The 15,617-nt window shown below is 44.6% G+C and carries 14 protein-coding genes; 11 read left to right on the top strand and 3 right to left on the bottom strand.

From position 1 onward, the window contains the following. Window positions 1–136 precede the first annotated feature (136 nt). Window positions 137–904 carry a 3'-5' exonuclease gene (locus tag HUJ19_RS00785; RefSeq protein ID WP_290621672.1) on the top strand — a complete coding sequence of 256 codons (768 nt, stop codon included), beginning with the start codon at window positions 137–139 and terminating at the stop codon, window positions 902–904. Between the two features lie 63 nt (window positions 905–967). Continuing rightward, window positions 968–2,314, top strand: a complete 1,347-nt coding sequence (gene rlmD, locus HUJ19_RS00780; RefSeq protein ID WP_290621671.1) for a 23S rRNA (uracil(1939)-C(5))-methyltransferase RlmD — start codon at window positions 968–970, stop codon at window positions 2,312–2,314. 459 nt (window positions 2,315–2,773) lie between these two features. On the opposite strand, the gene HUJ19_RS00775 is transcribed toward rlmD, so the two are convergent. Both HUJ19_RS00775 and HUJ19_RS00770 read right to left on the bottom strand, forming a co-directional pair. After that, complete coding sequence (locus tag HUJ19_RS00775) at window positions 2,774–3,535, bottom strand: hypothetical protein (RefSeq protein ID WP_290621670.1); 762 nt, start codon at window positions 3,533–3,535, stop codon at window positions 2,774–2,776. Window positions 3,536–3,596: 61 nt separating this feature from the next. After that, window positions 3,597–4,370 (bottom strand): ZIP family metal transporter, encoded by a 774-nt coding sequence (locus tag HUJ19_RS00770; protein ID WP_290621669.1) that lies wholly within the window; start codon window positions 4,368–4,370, stop codon window positions 3,597–3,599. A gap of 209 nt (window positions 4,371–4,579) precedes the next feature. Between HUJ19_RS00770 and relA the strand changes: the two genes are divergently transcribed. The 3 genes from relA to HUJ19_RS00755 all read left to right on the top strand — a co-directional run bounded on the left by relA (window position 4,580) and on the right by HUJ19_RS00755 (window position 8,091). Beyond that, the gene (relA, locus tag HUJ19_RS00765) at window positions 4,580–6,790 is read left to right on the top strand and encodes a GTP diphosphokinase (protein WP_290621668.1); all 2,211 of its coding nucleotides are present in this window, start codon (window positions 4,580–4,582) and stop codon (window positions 6,788–6,790) included. A gap of 9 nt (window positions 6,791–6,799) precedes the next feature. Further along, complete coding sequence (gene mazG / locus HUJ19_RS00760) at window positions 6,800–7,606, top strand: nucleoside triphosphate pyrophosphohydrolase (RefSeq protein WP_290621667.1); 807 nt, start codon at window positions 6,800–6,802, stop codon at window positions 7,604–7,606. Between the two features lie 143 nt (window positions 7,607–7,749). Further along, window positions 7,750–8,091, top strand: a complete 342-nt coding sequence (locus HUJ19_RS00755) for a DUF5362 family protein (protein ID WP_290621666.1) — start codon at window positions 7,750–7,752, stop codon at window positions 8,089–8,091. Window positions 8,092–8,173: 82 nt separating this feature from the next. On the opposite strand, the gene HUJ19_RS00750 is transcribed toward HUJ19_RS00755, so the two are convergent. Beyond that, window positions 8,174–8,617 (bottom strand): YaiI/YqxD family protein, encoded by a 444-nt coding sequence (locus tag HUJ19_RS00750; RefSeq protein ID WP_290621665.1) that lies wholly within the window; start codon window positions 8,615–8,617, stop codon window positions 8,174–8,176. Window positions 8,618–8,962: 345 nt separating this feature from the next. Here HUJ19_RS00750 and HUJ19_RS00745 point away from each other — a divergent pair, with 345 nt between their 5' ends. The 6 genes from HUJ19_RS00745 (at window position 8,963) to hisG (ending at window position 15,614) form a co-directional block, all read left to right on the top strand. Next, window positions 8,963–10,600: a CTP synthase gene (locus HUJ19_RS00745; protein WP_290621664.1), complete on the top strand. Its 1,638-nt coding sequence runs from the start codon at window positions 8,963–8,965 to the stop codon at window positions 10,598–10,600. A gap of 42 nt (window positions 10,601–10,642) precedes the next feature. Then, the gene (gene kdsA / locus HUJ19_RS00740) at window positions 10,643–11,503 is read left to right on the top strand and encodes a 3-deoxy-8-phosphooctulonate synthase (protein ID WP_290621663.1); all 861 of its coding nucleotides are present in this window, start codon (window positions 10,643–10,645) and stop codon (window positions 11,501–11,503) included. Between the two features lie 110 nt (window positions 11,504–11,613). Continuing rightward, window positions 11,614–12,888 (top strand): phosphopyruvate hydratase, encoded by a 1,275-nt coding sequence (gene eno / locus HUJ19_RS00735; RefSeq protein WP_290621662.1) that lies wholly within the window; start codon window positions 11,614–11,616, stop codon window positions 12,886–12,888. Window positions 12,889–12,967: 79 nt separating this feature from the next. Continuing rightward, window positions 12,968–13,303 carry a cell division protein FtsB gene (gene ftsB / locus HUJ19_RS00730; protein WP_290621661.1) on the top strand — a complete coding sequence of 112 codons (336 nt, stop codon included), beginning with the start codon at window positions 12,968–12,970 and terminating at the stop codon, window positions 13,301–13,303. A gap of 12 nt (window positions 13,304–13,315) precedes the next feature. Next, a complete protein-coding gene (gene ispD / locus HUJ19_RS00725) occupies window positions 13,316–14,017 on the top strand; it encodes a 2-C-methyl-D-erythritol 4-phosphate cytidylyltransferase (RefSeq protein WP_290621660.1) in 702 nt (233 codons plus the stop codon). Window positions 14,018–14,765: 748 nt separating this feature from the next. Further along, on the top strand, window positions 14,766–15,614 hold the full coding sequence (gene hisG / locus HUJ19_RS00720) for an ATP phosphoribosyltransferase (RefSeq protein WP_290621659.1): 849 nt from the start codon (window positions 14,766–14,768) through the stop codon (window positions 15,612–15,614). The last annotated feature ends 3 nt before the right edge of the window (window positions 15,615–15,617 follow it).

The raw sequence follows: 15,617 nt of genomic DNA, 5'->3' as shown, positions 1-15,617 counted from the left end.
TGGCAAAGTCGTTATAATGTGGTGCTTTCGCTGCATAATCTACCTTGCCCCATGGATATAGGCAAGTAAAGGCCTTAAGCTCTGATGCCCAAGGCCAGATATAGGCTGGACAAGGCTCAATATATAGACTGACATTATGAATATATTTGTATTTGATATCGAAACTATTCCAGACGTTGAAACCGGCCGCTTGCTGAACGAATTTGAAGGCCTATCCGACGAAGACGTGGTTACTGCCATGGAGCATCTACGCTATCAGCAAACCGGCAATGCTTTTCAGCCTTTGTATTTACAAAAGGTGGTTGCGATTTCAGCCGTATTTCGTCATGGCGACAAGCTAACGGTCTGGTCTTTGGGTGACGAACAGGCGGATGAGAAAGAAATCATTCAACGCTTTTTTGATGGTATCGATCGCTTCACGCCCACTATCGTGTCCTGGAATGGTTCTGGCTTTGATTTGCCAGTCTTACATTATCGCGCCATGAAGCATAATATTGCCGCTCCTAAATATTGGGATACTGGCGAAATGGACAGTCAATTCAAGTGGAATAACTACATTAGCCGTTACCATAGTCGTCATCTGGATTTGATGGACGTTATTGCTTCCTATAATCCTCGCGCCAATGCACCGCTGGATAAAATCGCCAGTATGTTGGGCTATCCTGGCAAAATGGGCATGAGCGGGGCTAAAGTTTGGGAGACTTATCATCAGGGCAATCTCAAGGCTATCCGCGATTATTGCGAAACGGATGTACTCAATACTTATCTGGTGTACCTGCGTTTTGAAGTGATGCGCGGCAATCTAAGCCAGCAGGATCTGGAAGCAGAAGAACAAAAACTTCGTGATTATCTAAAGCACGAAAACCAGCCACACTTTAATGAATTCCTCGAAGCCTGGAGCTGACCTTAAGCAAGCTCCAGCATTCAGATTTACCGAATTTTAACGAAATCAAGTTGAGAATTAATCATGGCAAGAAGACGTCGTAGAAAGCCGTTACCGACAGAACCCGTCAACGCAACCATTCATGCTTTTTCCCACGAAGGTCGCGGCATCTGTAGTGTCGAAGGCAAAACGGTTTTTGTAGACAATGCTCTAAAGGGCGAAGAAGTATCATTCCAGTACACCGAAAAGCGCGGCAAGTTTGATGAAGGCGTGGCTATTGAGATCCATAAAGCTTCTGAGGATCGAGTAACCCCGCCTTGTGAACATGCCGAAATTTGTGGCGGATGCAGTCTTCAACACATGAGCAACGCTGCACAAATAGGCCATAAGCAAAATGTGTTAGTGGAGCAGTTTGAACACTTTGGTGGTTATTCACATAAAAATGGTGACTATGAATTGGTAGAGCCATTACAAGCAGATGTTCTGGGTTATCGCCGCAAAGCTCGTCTTGGTGTTAAGTATGTACCGAAAAAAGGTGGTGCTCTGGTTGGTTTTCGTGAGAAGCGAAGCAACTTTTTAGCAACCATAGATTCATGCGTGGTACTGGACCCAAGAGTAGGGCAACTAATCACGCCATTGAAAAACATGATCAGTGAGCTTGATAGCAATGATAAAACCGCCCAGCTGGAAGTCGCTATGGGCGATGACCAGGTTGCTTTGGTTGTTCGCCATCTGGTGCCATTAACCGAGAAAGACCAGAACCTCTGGATCGATTTTGGCAAGGAGCATGGCCTCTATATTTACCTGCAACCGAAAGGACCGGATACAGTTCATTTGCTTTATGGTCCAGACACTCGCGATTGGTTGTCCTATCGCTTTGAAGATTATGATGTGGAAATGCTGTTCCACCCCATGGATTTCACTCAGGTTAACGCCAGTATCAACCAGAAAATGGTTAAACGCGCCATCGAATGGCTCGAACCCAAAGCAGAAGACCGAATCCTCGATCTCTTCTGCGGTCTAGGAAACTTCACCATACCATTGGCAACCCAGGCACAAAACGTGGTTGGCGTCGAAGGCAGCGAAGCCATGGTTGAGCGCGGCCAGATGAACGCCAAACACAACAATCTGAGCAATGTAGAGTTTCACGCAACAAACCTGCAAGACGATTTCACCCAGGAAGAATGGGCACAGCAGGGTTTCAACAAAATTCTAATCGACCCACCACGCAGCGGCGCACTGGATGTCGTGCAAAACATTACCCGATTCAATCCAGAACGCATCGTCTATGTGTCATGCAATCCAGCGACCTTAGCGCGCGATGCCGGTGAGTTGAAAGAAAGAGGTTATAAGTTGGTGAAGGCGGGGGTTATGGATATGTTTCCGCATACGTCACATACAGAATCCATCGCTCTATTTAAGAAAGTCTAGTTTTAAATAGTCTTTTTCTCCCAATACCGCGTTATAAGACTTATTTGAGGTGCTCACGGACGACTAGTCCGCTCCGCGCCTCAAAAAGTCTCATGCCTTGTCTTGAAAGGAAAATCCTGCTTTAAAACCATGTCGGAAAGAATGTCGCTAGTTCTTTTTTATGCTTTGTTAGAGAGTTGCTCAAGATGCTCAATGACATTCTAGGTCACCTCCGCTCTTTCGCAACTCTTTGCCGCGAACTTAAGCATTTTAGTTCTCTGTGGTGCGGTAATTTAACGGAACTAACATCTGTAAATCTAAAGCAATTAACCTAAAGCATTGTCATTCCCGCGAAGGCGGGAATCTATTTCTTTTTAAATATTAGTATAAGCAGTAGAAATATATTTTCTCAGTTTACTACCCACGCATCCATCTGAGAAAAACGCTCAGATTCATTCTTCATCCCAGCCAACAAAACGACTACCAATAGATTTTGTCGCAGTTTAGATAGTATTCATACTTATCAAAGTCAAACTGGAGTTCGTCTATAAAAATCACTGAATTTTTGGGTATTATTTTAAAACTATGGTTGCCGGGATGTTCTGCTGATAAACCAAGGCCTATTTTGATTTTTTTTCTGGTCATTTTCTTTAGAAGTATTTCGTGATCAACAAATTCACCCCCTTTTTTTGATACCTGTATATAAAAATCGCACCTATCCATTAGGTACATCGGCTCAATCTCTTCAACGAAAAGACCTATTTGATGGATCTTATCCTGTACCTCGGCAGGTAATTCATGACAAAGCACATACATATAAAAGTCAAAGCCAAATCTCAAACCAAATTTATTATTAATTTCTAATCTACAGGACAGGAAGTGTCTTAAGTTCATTCTTATTATCGTTTCGATTTCGGATAGTCCAACAGACTTATCCTCAAACACCTCAATTTCAGAGAACACATCTTCTCTAAGCCATGCTTTTTCTCTTTGTGATAAAAGCCATTCTGTGTAGTTATTATCTAGGTCGACAACCCTCAAGTGGCTTATTGATAAAGATTTAAGAACTTCAATAATCGATAGGACATATTTCTCTTCAGTTGCGAAATAGTCTGATTTGCTTGCTTTAACTCCATTGAAAGATTTTCCTATTTGCTCCGGTTCAGTCCATTCGTCAATTAAATAGTGGCCGCTTTCATTACGGTTTTTAGGGTTATACTTTGTAATTCTGTAATCACGCATATTAAGGCTTTTTTCCAATATTGTTATGAAGCAAAGAGTTTAGTTTATTTGGTATTGCCTTTCACCCCAATGTCGCATCAAGGTACATCATTAGGCCAAAGCCTATCAGTAGTGCGAAGGTGGCACGACTGGCGAATTCGCTGCGGTGGGTTTCGGGGATGATTTCGTTGCTGATGATAAAGAGCATGGCTCCGGCAGCGAAGGCGAGGGAGAAGGGCAGGAATATGCCTGAGAAGGTTGAGGCGAGGGTGCCGATAAATCCGCCAATGGGTTCAGCAAGTCCTGTGATGAAAGCGATGAAGAAGCTGGTGTGTTTCGAGTAGCCGACGGAGAGTAGTGATAGGGCGACGGCGAGTCCTTCGGGGATATTTTGGATACCGATACCAAGCGCCAGGTTGTATCCATTGTTAATGTCTTCACCAGCAAAGCCAACACCAACGGCCATTCCCTCCGGGAAATTGTGCAGTGTGATGGCGATGATGAATAGCCAGATGCGACTGAGTTTTTCGGTATCTGGGCCTTCATAGCCCAGCTGGAAATGTTCATGCGGTACAAATTGGTGAATCAGATATAGAATAACTGCGCCTGCCATGATGGCAAATACTACCCAGGCGACAGCGTATTCTTTATTGGCAAAATGGGCTTCTCCGTAATTGATGGCTGGAATAATCAGTGAAAATATCGAAGCTGCTAGCATGATACCTGCAGCGAAGCTGAGCATGGAGTCTTCAATTTTTGGCGAGAGGGTCCGTACGAAATAAACGCCTAAAGCGCCTACTGCGGTCATCATTCCCGCTATGAGGCTAGCTATGACGCCAGTTATGATGATATCCATTGTTTTGCCAGTTCTGATTTGTTGTCAATAAATTAACACAAGATCGCGGCTGGCTGTATCTTTCTGCGAGCCAGTAAACACCATTGTACTTGCTTACACCCTTATTCCTTTTATCCACTTCCAATAAAAACCAATACTGCTAATATAGCTCTTTGATCATCAACAGTGCCCATTGATTTAACCTCAGGGAAAGAATTCAAACCAATATTATGAAACGTAAAGATCACGATATATTTGAGCTGGTTGAGAAGTCGCAGTTTGCCTTTGAGCAGTGGCTTGAGCTGAATCAACTTACGGTTGAGGGTAAGCCCAAGTCGAAGCTGGAGAAGGCGGTGACTATGGCGCAGCAGAATGTATCGGTGACGCCTGTTTTGAAGCTGAATACCTTGGCGGCAGGTCTTGAGCTGGCTGAGGTTCTGACTCATTTCAATGCTGATTTCGACACTTTGACCGCTGCGGTCTTATTGCCCTCTGTCATTGCTGGTTCAGTTAAAGTTGAAACCATCAAGGACAAGGTCGGCTCGACTATTGCCAGTCTGGTGGAAGGTGCTGGCCAGATGGAGGCTATGCGCAGTTTGCAGCAGCAGGCCGGTGCTGAAAATGACCAGCAGCAGGTGGAGAGCCTGCGTAAGATGCTGCTGGGCATGGTTAACGATGCGCGGGTGGTCTTGTTAAAGCTTGCTGATCGGGTGGTGTCGCTACGTCATATCAAAGATGCCAGCCGAGATATCCAGCTGACTTTTGCTCGCGAAACGAAAAATATTTTTGCCCCTTTGGCGAATCGCTTGGGAATTGGTCAGCTTAAGTGGGAGTTGGAAGATCTTGCATTCCGCTACCTTGAACCTGAAGCTTATCTTTCTATTGCTAAAAGCCTTAAAGAAAAACGTGTCGATCGCGAACGTTACATTGAAGACGTTACGAAATTACTTGAGCAAAAACTGAAAGAAGAAAATATTAAAGGGGAAGTGTCTGGCCGAGTAAAACATATCTACAGCATCTGGAAAAAGATGACCCGTAAGAATGTAGGCTTTGAAGAAATTTATGATGTTCGTGCGGTGAGGATTCTGGTTGAGCGGGTGCAGGACTGTTATGGCGCGCTGGGGATTGTGCATGGCGAGTGGCAACATATTCCGAAAGAGTTTGATGACTATGTGGCAACGCCAAAAGAAAACGGGTACCGGTCAATTCATACAGCTGTGGTGGGGCCAGAAGGCAAAATTCTAGAAGTGCAGATTCGAACCTTTCAGATGCATGAAGAAGCCGAAAAGGGCATTGCGGCACATTGGGCTTACAAAGAAGGTGCCAATCTGGCCAAGGTCGGTGTGGATGAAAAAATTGCCTGGATGCGTCAGTTGCTCGAATGGCAAAGTGAGCTGGCAGATGTTAATGCCGATGAGTTAATGCAGGAGTTCCAAAGCTCTGTTTCGGAAGATCGGGTGTTTGTGTTTACACCGCAAGGTAAGGTCATTGACTTACCTGCTGGTAGCACGCCGATTGACTTTGCCTATCGGATTCACAGTTCGATCGGCCACCGTTGCGTCGGTGCTAAAATCAATGGCCGAATTGTTCCGCTAACCTATCAGGTTCATACTGGCGAAGTCATAGAAATCATGACACAGAAAGAGGAGTCGCCGAGTCGTGACTGGCTGATTCCACACAATGGCTATATCAACAGTAGCCGCACCCGCCACAAAATCCAGCAGTTTTTTAATAAGTTGGATCAAGAAGATAATGCCAATGCTGGCCGTCAGTTATTGGAAAAAGAATTGGCGCGAAATGACCTGGCGAATGTGCCTCATCAGGAGCTAGCACAAAAATTGCATCTGGCCAGTGATGTCGAAATGTACACCAAGATAGGCACTGGTAATCTGGGTATCATGCAGGCGATCAATCGCGCTAAAGAATTGTTGGAAGCGAAAAAGCCACAACGCGACATTCAGCCGACCTTGCGTAAAAAGTCCAAGCGTAAGTCTTATAATGATGTGTCGGTATCGGGTGTCGGTGATCTGCTGACCAGTATTGCCAAGTGCTGTAAGCCAGTGCCGGGTGAGGACATTATTGGCTATATCACCCAGGGGCGTGGCATTGTTATTCACCATAAAGACTGTACCCATGCCAAAAAGGCACTGCGCGATAAGCCTGAGCGGATTGTTCCGGTGCAGTGGGAAGCTGAATCGAGCAATGCCTATGCAGTCGATCTGGTGATCTTTGCAATGGATAGAAAAAGTCTGCTTAAAGACATTACTACGGTGCTTGCTAATGAAAATGCCGGCGTAACGGACTTGTCCACTAGTAAGCGTGGCGAACAGGTTCAGATCAACATTGAAATTGAGCTGTCACAACTTGAAGATTTACAGCGTGTCATTACACTGCTTAAGCAGCTGCCTAATATATTCAAAGTCGAACGCCGACGTGGATAAGCCATTATTATGAGCGATACTAAAGTTGTTACTTCCCTGCCACAGACTCATCGTTTACTGACTATCATGCAGGCTCTGCGTGACCCTGTGTCCGGTTGCCCCTGGGACCGCAAGCAAACCTATGAAACCATCGTTCCGTATACGCTGGAAGAAGCCTATGAAGTTGCCGATGCCATTGAGCGTGGTGATTTTGAAGAATTACATGGAGAATTAGGTGACTTATTATTTCAGGTCATTTTCTATGCCCAGATTGGTCAGGAAGAAGGGCGCTTTGATTTTGAGTCGATTGCTGAAAAGGTTTCTGACAAATTAGTCAGCCGCCATCCTCATGTGTTTGGCGATAAAGAATTTACCACTGATGAAGAGTTGAAAAAGAACTGGGAGCAACAGAAGCACCGTGAGCGCCAGGGTAAAAATGAGTCCAATACCAGCTTGTTGGATGACTTACCCAAACATTTCCCAGCTTTGTCGCTTGCACAAAAAATGCAAAAGCGCGTTGGTCGCCATGGCTTTGACTGGCCTGAAATCAGTGGTGTTATTGATAAAATCGAAGAGGAGATTCAAGAGCTCAAGCAGGCTATCGCAAATGATGATCGTCAAAACATTGAAGAAGAAATTGGTGATTTACTATTTTCTTGCGTGAACTTGTCGCGCCATCTTAAAGTTGATGCCGAAGCCGCATTACGAAAAAGCGCTCGTAAGTTTGAAGCTCGATTCAGAAAACTGGAAGATTATTTGACTCAGAAAAAATTGTCTGTGGACAGCGCAACGCTTGAGCAGTTGGATGAAGGCTGGCGCAGTATAAAGTCACAATAAATCGAAAACCTTTCCCAAATTAGCAGTTCATTTAAAGAAATTTCGTACTTTCTAGCCAGATGCTCAGTCTATATTTGTAGTTGATAGCTTATTTAATGCTTGCTAATATCTTTTGGATTTTAAACAGACCAAAAGGAAAAAAAATGGATATAAAACAACTAAGTAGTAGCTTGTACTCAGCAAAAGGCTGGATGAAATTAACAGCAGTCTTGCTATTTGTTCAGGGGGTTTTCACAGCACTGAGTATTATTGGTATTGTCGTGGCTTGGCTACCAATTTGGATGGGGGTTCTTTTATTTCAGTCTGCTGGAGCAATTGAAAGAGCTTATAACTCCGAAGATGAAATGGCATTGGCAGAGTCTTTAGCAAAGCTTAAGACTTACTTCATTATTATGGGTGTTCTTGCATTGATTGCTGTTATATTCTTTGTGCTTGCATTCATGCTTGGATTCTTAGGTGCCATCACAAGCAACATGGCATTCTAATAACTAGTTTGGAAGTATCGAGTCCCGATCAGTGTTACTGTTCGGGACTTTTCATATCCGCTTAACTTTCTTGCCGCCAATCTCAGCTTTTCGTTAATATCCTATCCAGATGATTGGCGAAGTTCATCCGGTCATTATGGCTTAATGGTGGTGGGCCACCGGTGTGAATACCGCTTGAACGCATGGTGTCCATAAAGTCGCGCATATTAAGCCGTCCTCGAATATTGTCCTTGGTGTAAAGCTCACCACGAGGACTTAACGCCTGACAGCCTTTTTCAATGACCTCAGCAGCCAATGGAATATCAGAAGTGATAATCAGATCGCCTTTCTCTGCACGTTGCACGATTTCATTATCTGCCACATCAAAGCCAGAACTGACCTGAATTGCTTTGAGGTAAGGCGAGGGTGGCGTGCGAATAAACTGGTTAGCGACCAGGATTAGATGTGTTTTGGTGCGCTCTGCGGCACGAAACAAAATGTCTTTGATGACCACGGGACAGGCGTCCGCATCAACCCAGATTTTCATGTGGTGTCTCAACAATGACTTTCAAAGTGGCCATTTTATATGAGTTCTCAAAGAATTACTGCTCAAGTCTTGGTCTGGTGCATTTATTCGACTCCAGTAATTTTACAAAAACTCCTCGCCAATGCTCCGACCTTTTTGATATACTGCCTTCCCGTCTTGAGACCCTTTCTTCTCATCGACATTTGGCCGAGTTCCTTGGCCGATTTTAAGTGTGTCAGAATTCGAAAAGCTACGATATATAAGGCCTTCAGGCCCGTTTTTGTATTGGTGTAATTTTTATATTGTAGTTTGTGGTGTTTTTGAGCAGAGCTAGCTGCTCGCAATTATTTAAGTTGGGTTAGGCTTATGACCAAGTACGTATTTGTAACCGGTGGTGTTGTTTCTTCTTTGGGTAAGGGTATCGCGGCGGCTTCGATTGCTGCGCTTCTAGAGTCGCGAGGTCTGAAAGTGACCATGTTGAAACTGGACCCTTATATTAACGTGGACCCCGGCACTATGAGCCCATTCCAACACGGTGAAGTGTTTGTGACTGAAGATGGCGCAGAAACCGATATGGATTTGGGCCACTATGAGCGTTTCGTGCGTACCCGCATGCATCAGCGTAACAACTTCACTACTGGCCGTGTTTATTCGGACGTTTTGAAAAAAGAACGCCGCGGTGACTATCTTGGCGGCACGGTTCAGGTTATTCCTCATATCACTGACGAAATTAAGCATAAAATCATCGAAGGCGCCAAGGGTGCTGATATCGCGATGGTTGAGATCGGTGGTACTGTGGGTGACATCGAGTCATTACCTTTCATGGAAGCGATTCGTCAGTTACGTTTTGAAGTGGGCAAAGAAAATGCCATGTTTGTGCATCTGACCTTATTGCCTTATATCGCCACTGCTGGCGAACTTAAAACCAAGCCTACTCAGCACTCAGTTAAAGAATTACGCTCGATTGGTATTCAGCCAGATATGCTGATCTGCCGTTCTGATCGTTCGATTCCAGCCGGTGAGCGTGCCAAAATTGCGCTATTCACCAACGTAAAAGAGCGCGCGGTTGTTTCTTTGCAGGACGTTGACAGCATTTATCGTATTCCTTCCATTCTTCTTAATCAGCATGTTGATGATTTCATTCTTGAGCGTTTTGAGCTGAAAGCTCCAGAAGCCGATCTGTCTGAATGGGAAGACGTTTTATATCGTGAAGCCAACCCGAAGGGCGAAGTAAATATCGCCATGGTTGGTAAGTACATGGATTTGACCGAAGCCTATAAATCATTGACTGAAGCTTTAAAGCACGCGGGCTTACAAACTCGCCAGTCAGTCAAAATTCACTATATCGACTCGCAGGATATTGAAAAGAAAGGCACTGTCTTACTAAAAGACATGGATGCCATCTTGATTCCTGGTGGGTTCGGCGAGCGTGGTGTTGAAGGCAAGATTGCTACTGCTCAGTATGCGCGTGAAAACAAAATTCCATATCTCGGCATCTGCCTCGGTATGCAGGTCGCTGTGATTGAGTATGCCCGCCATAAAGCTGGCATGGAAAATGCTAACAGTTCAGAGTTTAATCCTGAAAGCCCGTATCCCGTTATCGGCCTGATTACCGAGTGGATCAATCGTGATGGTTCTAAAGAAGAGCGTGCAGATGACTCTGATTTAGGCGGTACTATGCGTCTAGGTGCTCAACCTGCAGATATCAAGAAAGGAACTAAAGCTTTTGATATCTACCAAAGTGAAGTGATCAATGAACGCCACCGTCACCGTTACGAAGTTAACAATAACTTACTGCCAAAGCTTGAAGAAGCTGGTCTTGTGGTATCATGTACTTCTACCGAGAAGAAGCTGGTGGAGATGGTAGAGCTGAAGGATCACCCTTGGTATGTGGCCTGTCAGTTCCACCCAGAATTTACGTCGACTCCTCGCGACGGGCACCCATTATTTAGTGCTTTCGTGAATGCGGCGAAAGATTACCATGAGAAGCAAACTGCTGGATAATCAAGTGGTTATTAAGGTGAGACTAGTTATTAAGGTAAGAATATGAAATTACTGGATTGGGAAGTTGGTATCGACAAACCGTTTTTCTTAATATGTGGACCCTGTGTCATCGAAAGTGAACAGCTGGCGATTGATACGGCAGGCTACATGAAAGAAATCACGGATCGACTAGGAATTCCTTATATTTACAAGTCGTCATTTGATAAAGCAAATCGTTCATCCAGTAAAAGTTTCCGTGGGCCCGGTCTTGAGGAAGGCTTGCGTATTCTGCAAAAAGTTAAGGAGCAGGTGGGCGTGCCAGTCTTGACTGATGTCCATGAAGACACACCAATTCAGGAAGTTGCTGAGGTGGTTGATGTCATGCAGACACCGGCGTTTCTATGCCGCCAAACCAATTTCATTCGTAAAGTGTGTGAGGCAGGTATTCCGGTCAACATCAAGAAAGGCCAGTTTCTTTCACCTTGGGATATGAAGAATGTGGTCGATAAGGCGCGTGAAACCGGCAACAAGAATATTATGGTCTGTGAGCGCGGCGTTTCTTTTGGCTATAACAACCTGGTGTCGGATATGCGTTCGCTGTCGATTATGCGCGATACTGGTTGTCCTGTGGTTTATGACGCGACCCATTCTGCTCAATTACCGGGTGGACAAGGTTCATCTTCAGGTGGTTTGCGTGATGTGATACCAGTGCTAGCCCGTGCTGCCATTGCCGCCGGTGTTTCTGGTGTATTCATGGAGTCTCACCCAAATCCAGAAGTAGCCAAGTGCGATGGTCCTAACTCTTTCCCCATGTATCGCATCGAAGAAATGCTACGTGTCATGAAAGAGCTGGATGATGTGGTTAAAAAGGCCGGCTACATCGAGGACTCAATCCACGACTTTGGCAAGGGCGACTTGCTATAAATTTCAAACACTCCTGTTCTCAGGAGTGTTTTTTTATGTCTTTCATTTTTTATTTAGTGATTTATTTTTCTCGTTTAGTTTTGGTTGAAACAATTTAAGAGGGTATTGGCTTGAAAATTACAGATATCATCGGTCGCGAAGTATTGGATTCGCGCGGCAATCCAACAGTTGAAGCAGAAGTGGTACTGGAGAATGGCGTGCGCGCCATTGCCTGCTCACCATCAGGTGCATCAACCGGTTCACGCGAAGCATTGGAGTTGCGTGATGGTGATAAATCTCGTTACCTTGGCAAGGGTGTTTTAAAAGCTGTTGGCCATGTGAACAATGAAATCAAGTCAGCCTTAGTGGGCAAAGATGCTACCGATCAGGCAGCCATTGACCAAATCATGCTGGATCTGGATGGTACTGAAAATAAAGAGAAATTAGGTGCGAATGCGATTCTTGCCGTGTCTTTAGCGAATGCAAAAGCAGCTGCACAGGCATTGGGCAAGCCGTTGTATGAGCACATCAACCGTGATGGTAAGTTTGCGATGCCAGTGCCAATGATGAACATCATTAATGGTGGCGAGCATGCTGATAATAACGTGGATATTCAAGAGTTTATGGTCATGCCTGTTGGTGCACCAACTTTCTCTGAAGCTTTGCGTATGGGTGCGGAAATTTTCCACAACTTACGTAAGGTATTACAAGAAAAAGGTTTGAATACCGCAGTGGGTGATGAAGGTGGTTTTGCTCCGGACTTGGGTTCAAACGAAGAAGCGATTCAAGCTATCGTCGAAGCGGTTGACCGTGCTGGCTATAAGCTGGGTGAAGACGTTGCTCTGGCTTTAGACATTGCCTCTAGCGAATTCTACAAAGACGGCAAATATCACTTGTCGGGCGAAGGTAAAGTATTAAGCTCAGCTGAGTTTACCGATTATTTAGCAGACTGGGTTGAGCGTTACCCAATTGTGTCTATTGAAGACGGTATGGACGAAAGTGACTGGGAAGGCTGGAAATTGTTGACTGACAAGATCGGTAGCAAGTGTCAGCTGGTCGGTGATGATTTATTCGTTACTAACACTAAGATCTTGTCAAAAGGTATTGAGCAGGGTGTGGCTAACTCGATTCTAATCAAAGTGAACCAAATAGGTACTTTGACTGAAACCTTAGCGGCGATTGATATGGCGCATAAGGCTGGTTACACCGCTGTGATTTCACACCGTTCCGGTGAAACTGAAGATACCACTATTGCTGATTTGGCTGTGGCAACAGCTGCTGGTCAGATTAAAACCGGTTCATTGTGCCGCTCTGACCGAGTTGCTAAATACAATCAGTTGTTGCGCATTGAGTCAGCATTAGGTGAAAAAGCACCTTATCCTGGCAAGAAAGCCTTCAAGTTCTAATAAACTATAGCCTTATGGGGCAAGTAAGTACTATCATATTTGCTTTATTTGCCCCCTGTTTTCTGGCATTGTTACGTTTATGAAATGGGTAGTCCTGACATTGCTGGTTGTTTTAGCCAGTCTTCAATACCGAATGTGGTTCGGGCAAACCTCTTTTCGTGAAATAAAGCAACAAGAAGCCAGAATTGAACTCGTCAAATCAGAAAACGCAGAACTTGCTCTGCGTAACCAAAAAATTCTCGCTGAAATTCATGACCTGAGAGAAGGAACCGACGCCATCGAAGAGCGTGCCCGTTATCAGCTGGGCATGATCAAAGAGGGTGAAACCTTCTTCCGTATTCTTGATTCGAGGGAGGGCTCTCGCCAAGAGACCCGTCAAAGCTCTTACCAAGAGAACCCTCAAGAGCAGCGTTAAGACTCAAACCATATGAATGACAGTAAAGCCAAGATATGGGCACTGATTCCAGCAGCAGGAATTGGCAGTCGCATGAAAGCCGTAGTACCCAAGCAATACCTTGAAATAGATGGCAAAACCATTCTCGAGCATAGCCTCTCCAAGTTTCTCGAACATCCTTCTATTGATAAAGTCGTAGTCGCTTTGCATCCGAATGACAATTATTGGGTAAAGCTAAAAATTGCTAAGCATCCAAAGATGATTACCGTTAAAGGTGGTGAAACGCGTGCTGAGTCTGTGCTTAATGGCCTGCAAGCCATACAGCAGCAAAAGGGTGGCAGTGACTGGGTGATGGTGCATGATGCCGCAAGGCCCTGCCTTGATGCAGGTAGCATCGATGCACTGATCCAGGCAGGCAAAGATTCAAAACACGGCGCTATTCTGGCTATTCCTTCAGTAGATACGGTCAAACTTGCAAACGCTAACCAAACGATCGATAAAACACTTAACCGCGAACAAATCTGGCTGGCTCAAACACCGCAATATTTTCCCGTTGAAGCTTTAGCCATAGCAATTGAAACCGGTTTGCAGCAAGGACTGTCGATAACTGATGAAGCCTCCGCTATTGAAGCGCAAGGCCAACATCCAGCCCTGGTCATAGGAACTCGTAAAAATATTAAAGTCACCGAACCGGAAGATATGATACTGGCGTCAGTTTGGTTGGCAGGGATGTGATTCTTTGATTGGTTATTTCGCCCGTCGGCGACCTTCTTTTTACGGAATACATCCTGTATTCCGCTAAAGCCAGCGTCGTTTTACTCCGCTGTTCAAATTTGTTCCAGACAAATTTGTCTTACGCGAAAAAGAAAAAATCGTCTGGAACGATTTTCAATAGCGAAGCTAGCCCCTTGGGTGAAGTACGGGGATGTACTTCATAAAAAGGAGGTCGCTGAGAAGCGAAACACTGAGTTAACCCCATAGTTTGTAAACCACTACAAGTAACTACCTGATACAACTATTAAATATTAATGACACTGTTGACTCAAACCACCGAATAGGTTTTAATCAGCTTCATGAATACAGTAATGACGCAAATTCACCACCATCACCACCATTCAGACCGATTGGCGGTGTTGCTTTATGTGTGAAATTTACTGATTAGGAATTTCTAAAAGCCCCGCCGACAAGCGGGGCTTTTTTTATACCTGTAACTTTTAACCGATTATTTATAACCGAACACTGAAACTGACAAACTGAGATAAACATGTTTTTAAACAAGAGCTTACATCATCACCATCATCATACACTGCGCGAGCGACGGTGGTGGTGCTTATGTTTAAGACTTTATCAGGATTCAGTTTAAACAGTTATGACACTCAGGTTTAAGAACCCCGTTGCTCCGCAAGGTCAACGGGGTTTTTTATTGGCTTTAATAAATGATGATTTTGAAACTTTTAATTTTTTAAACTTTAGGAGAAATGACATGGCTTTAAAAATGGTAATCCCAAAAGGGAAGTTGTATGACAAGGTGGCTGAGCTACTTTCTGATATTGGTTTGACGCTGGTTGGTGACAGTCGCAATTATCGCCCTCAGCTATTTGGCTGTGATATCGAGGTTAAGTTGCTGAAAAGTCAGAATATTCCAGAAATGGTGGCGTTGGGTCAACACGATATTGGTTTTGCCGGTATGGACTGGATCCTGGAACAGGAGGCGGATGTTGAGGTACTTGAAGATTTAGGTTTTAACCCGGTCAGACTGGTTTCCTGTATTCCAGAAGACTGGGACTGGAATGAAGTGCAGCAACGTAAAATCATTGTTGCTTCTGAGTATAAAAAGATTTCAGCAAAGTACCTTGATAAATTAGGCGTTCAATATCAGCTGCTCCGTGCTTATGGGGCGACCGAAGTATTCCCGCCAGAGGATGCGGATATGGTCATCGACAATACCAGTACCGGTTCAACCATTCGTGCTAATCGTTTGAAGATTGTGGATACCGTCATGGAAAGTTCGACCCAGCTTATTGCCAATAAAAATGTGCTTAATGATCCAGAGAAGCGTCAGCAGATTGATGATTTATTGCTATTAATGCGAGGTGTTTTGAATGGTCGTAAGCGTGTCTTGCTTGAGATGAACTGTTCGGAAGAAAGTATTGACCAAGTGGTTGATTTGCTACCAGCAATGCGCGCACCAACCGTGAGCCGTTTATATAACGCCGATGGTTTTGCCATTAAAGCTGCTATTGAGCGTAAGCTGATTAAAGACTTGTTGCCAAAGCTGATTACTGCCGGTGCGACGGATATTTTAGAAACGCCGATCCGTAAAGTGCTGTAACAC

The sequence above is a fragment of the Kangiella sp. genome (assembly GCF_014762745.1).
Classification (GTDB): domain Bacteria; phylum Pseudomonadota; class Gammaproteobacteria; order Enterobacterales; family Kangiellaceae; genus Kangiella.
The sequence above is the reverse complement of the archived record's forward strand: the minus strand, read 5'-3'. Positions and strand labels throughout refer to the sequence as shown.

Excerpts from the sequence above, each read along its gene's own strand:
- HUJ19_RS00770 (WP_290621669.1), bottom strand. The coding sequence starts at position 4,370 with ATGGATATCATCATAACTGGCGTCATAGCTAGCCTCATAGCGGGAATG.
- rlmD (WP_290621671.1), top strand. The coding sequence starts at position 968 with ATGGCAAGAAGACGTCGTAGAAAGCCGTTACCGACAGAACCCGTCAAC.
- ftsB (WP_290621661.1), top strand. The coding sequence starts at position 12,968 with ATGAAATGGGTAGTCCTGACATTGCTGGTTGTTTTAGCCAGTCTTCAA.
- HUJ19_RS00775 (WP_290621670.1), bottom strand. The coding sequence starts at position 3,535 with ATGCGTGATTACAGAATTACAAAGTATAACCCTAAAAACCGTAATGAA.
- ispD (WP_290621660.1), top strand. The coding sequence starts at position 13,316 with ATGAATGACAGTAAAGCCAAGATATGGGCACTGATTCCAGCAGCAGGA.
- HUJ19_RS00750 (WP_290621665.1), bottom strand. The coding sequence starts at position 8,617 with ATGAAAATCTGGGTTGATGCGGACGCCTGTCCCGTGGTCATCAAAGAC.
- relA (WP_290621668.1), top strand. The coding sequence starts at position 4,580 with ATGAAACGTAAAGATCACGATATATTTGAGCTGGTTGAGAAGTCGCAG.
- kdsA (WP_290621663.1), top strand. The coding sequence starts at position 10,643 with ATGAAATTACTGGATTGGGAAGTTGGTATCGACAAACCGTTTTTCTTA.
- HUJ19_RS00745 (WP_290621664.1), top strand. The coding sequence starts at position 8,963 with ATGACCAAGTACGTATTTGTAACCGGTGGTGTTGTTTCTTCTTTGGGT.
- HUJ19_RS00785 (WP_290621672.1), top strand. The coding sequence starts at position 137 with ATGAATATATTTGTATTTGATATCGAAACTATTCCAGACGTTGAAACC.
- HUJ19_RS00755 (WP_290621666.1), top strand. The coding sequence starts at position 7,750 with ATGGATATAAAACAACTAAGTAGTAGCTTGTACTCAGCAAAAGGCTGG.
- hisG (WP_290621659.1), top strand. The coding sequence starts at position 14,766 with ATGGCTTTAAAAATGGTAATCCCAAAAGGGAAGTTGTATGACAAGGTG.
- mazG (WP_290621667.1), top strand. The coding sequence starts at position 6,800 with ATGAGCGATACTAAAGTTGTTACTTCCCTGCCACAGACTCATCGTTTA.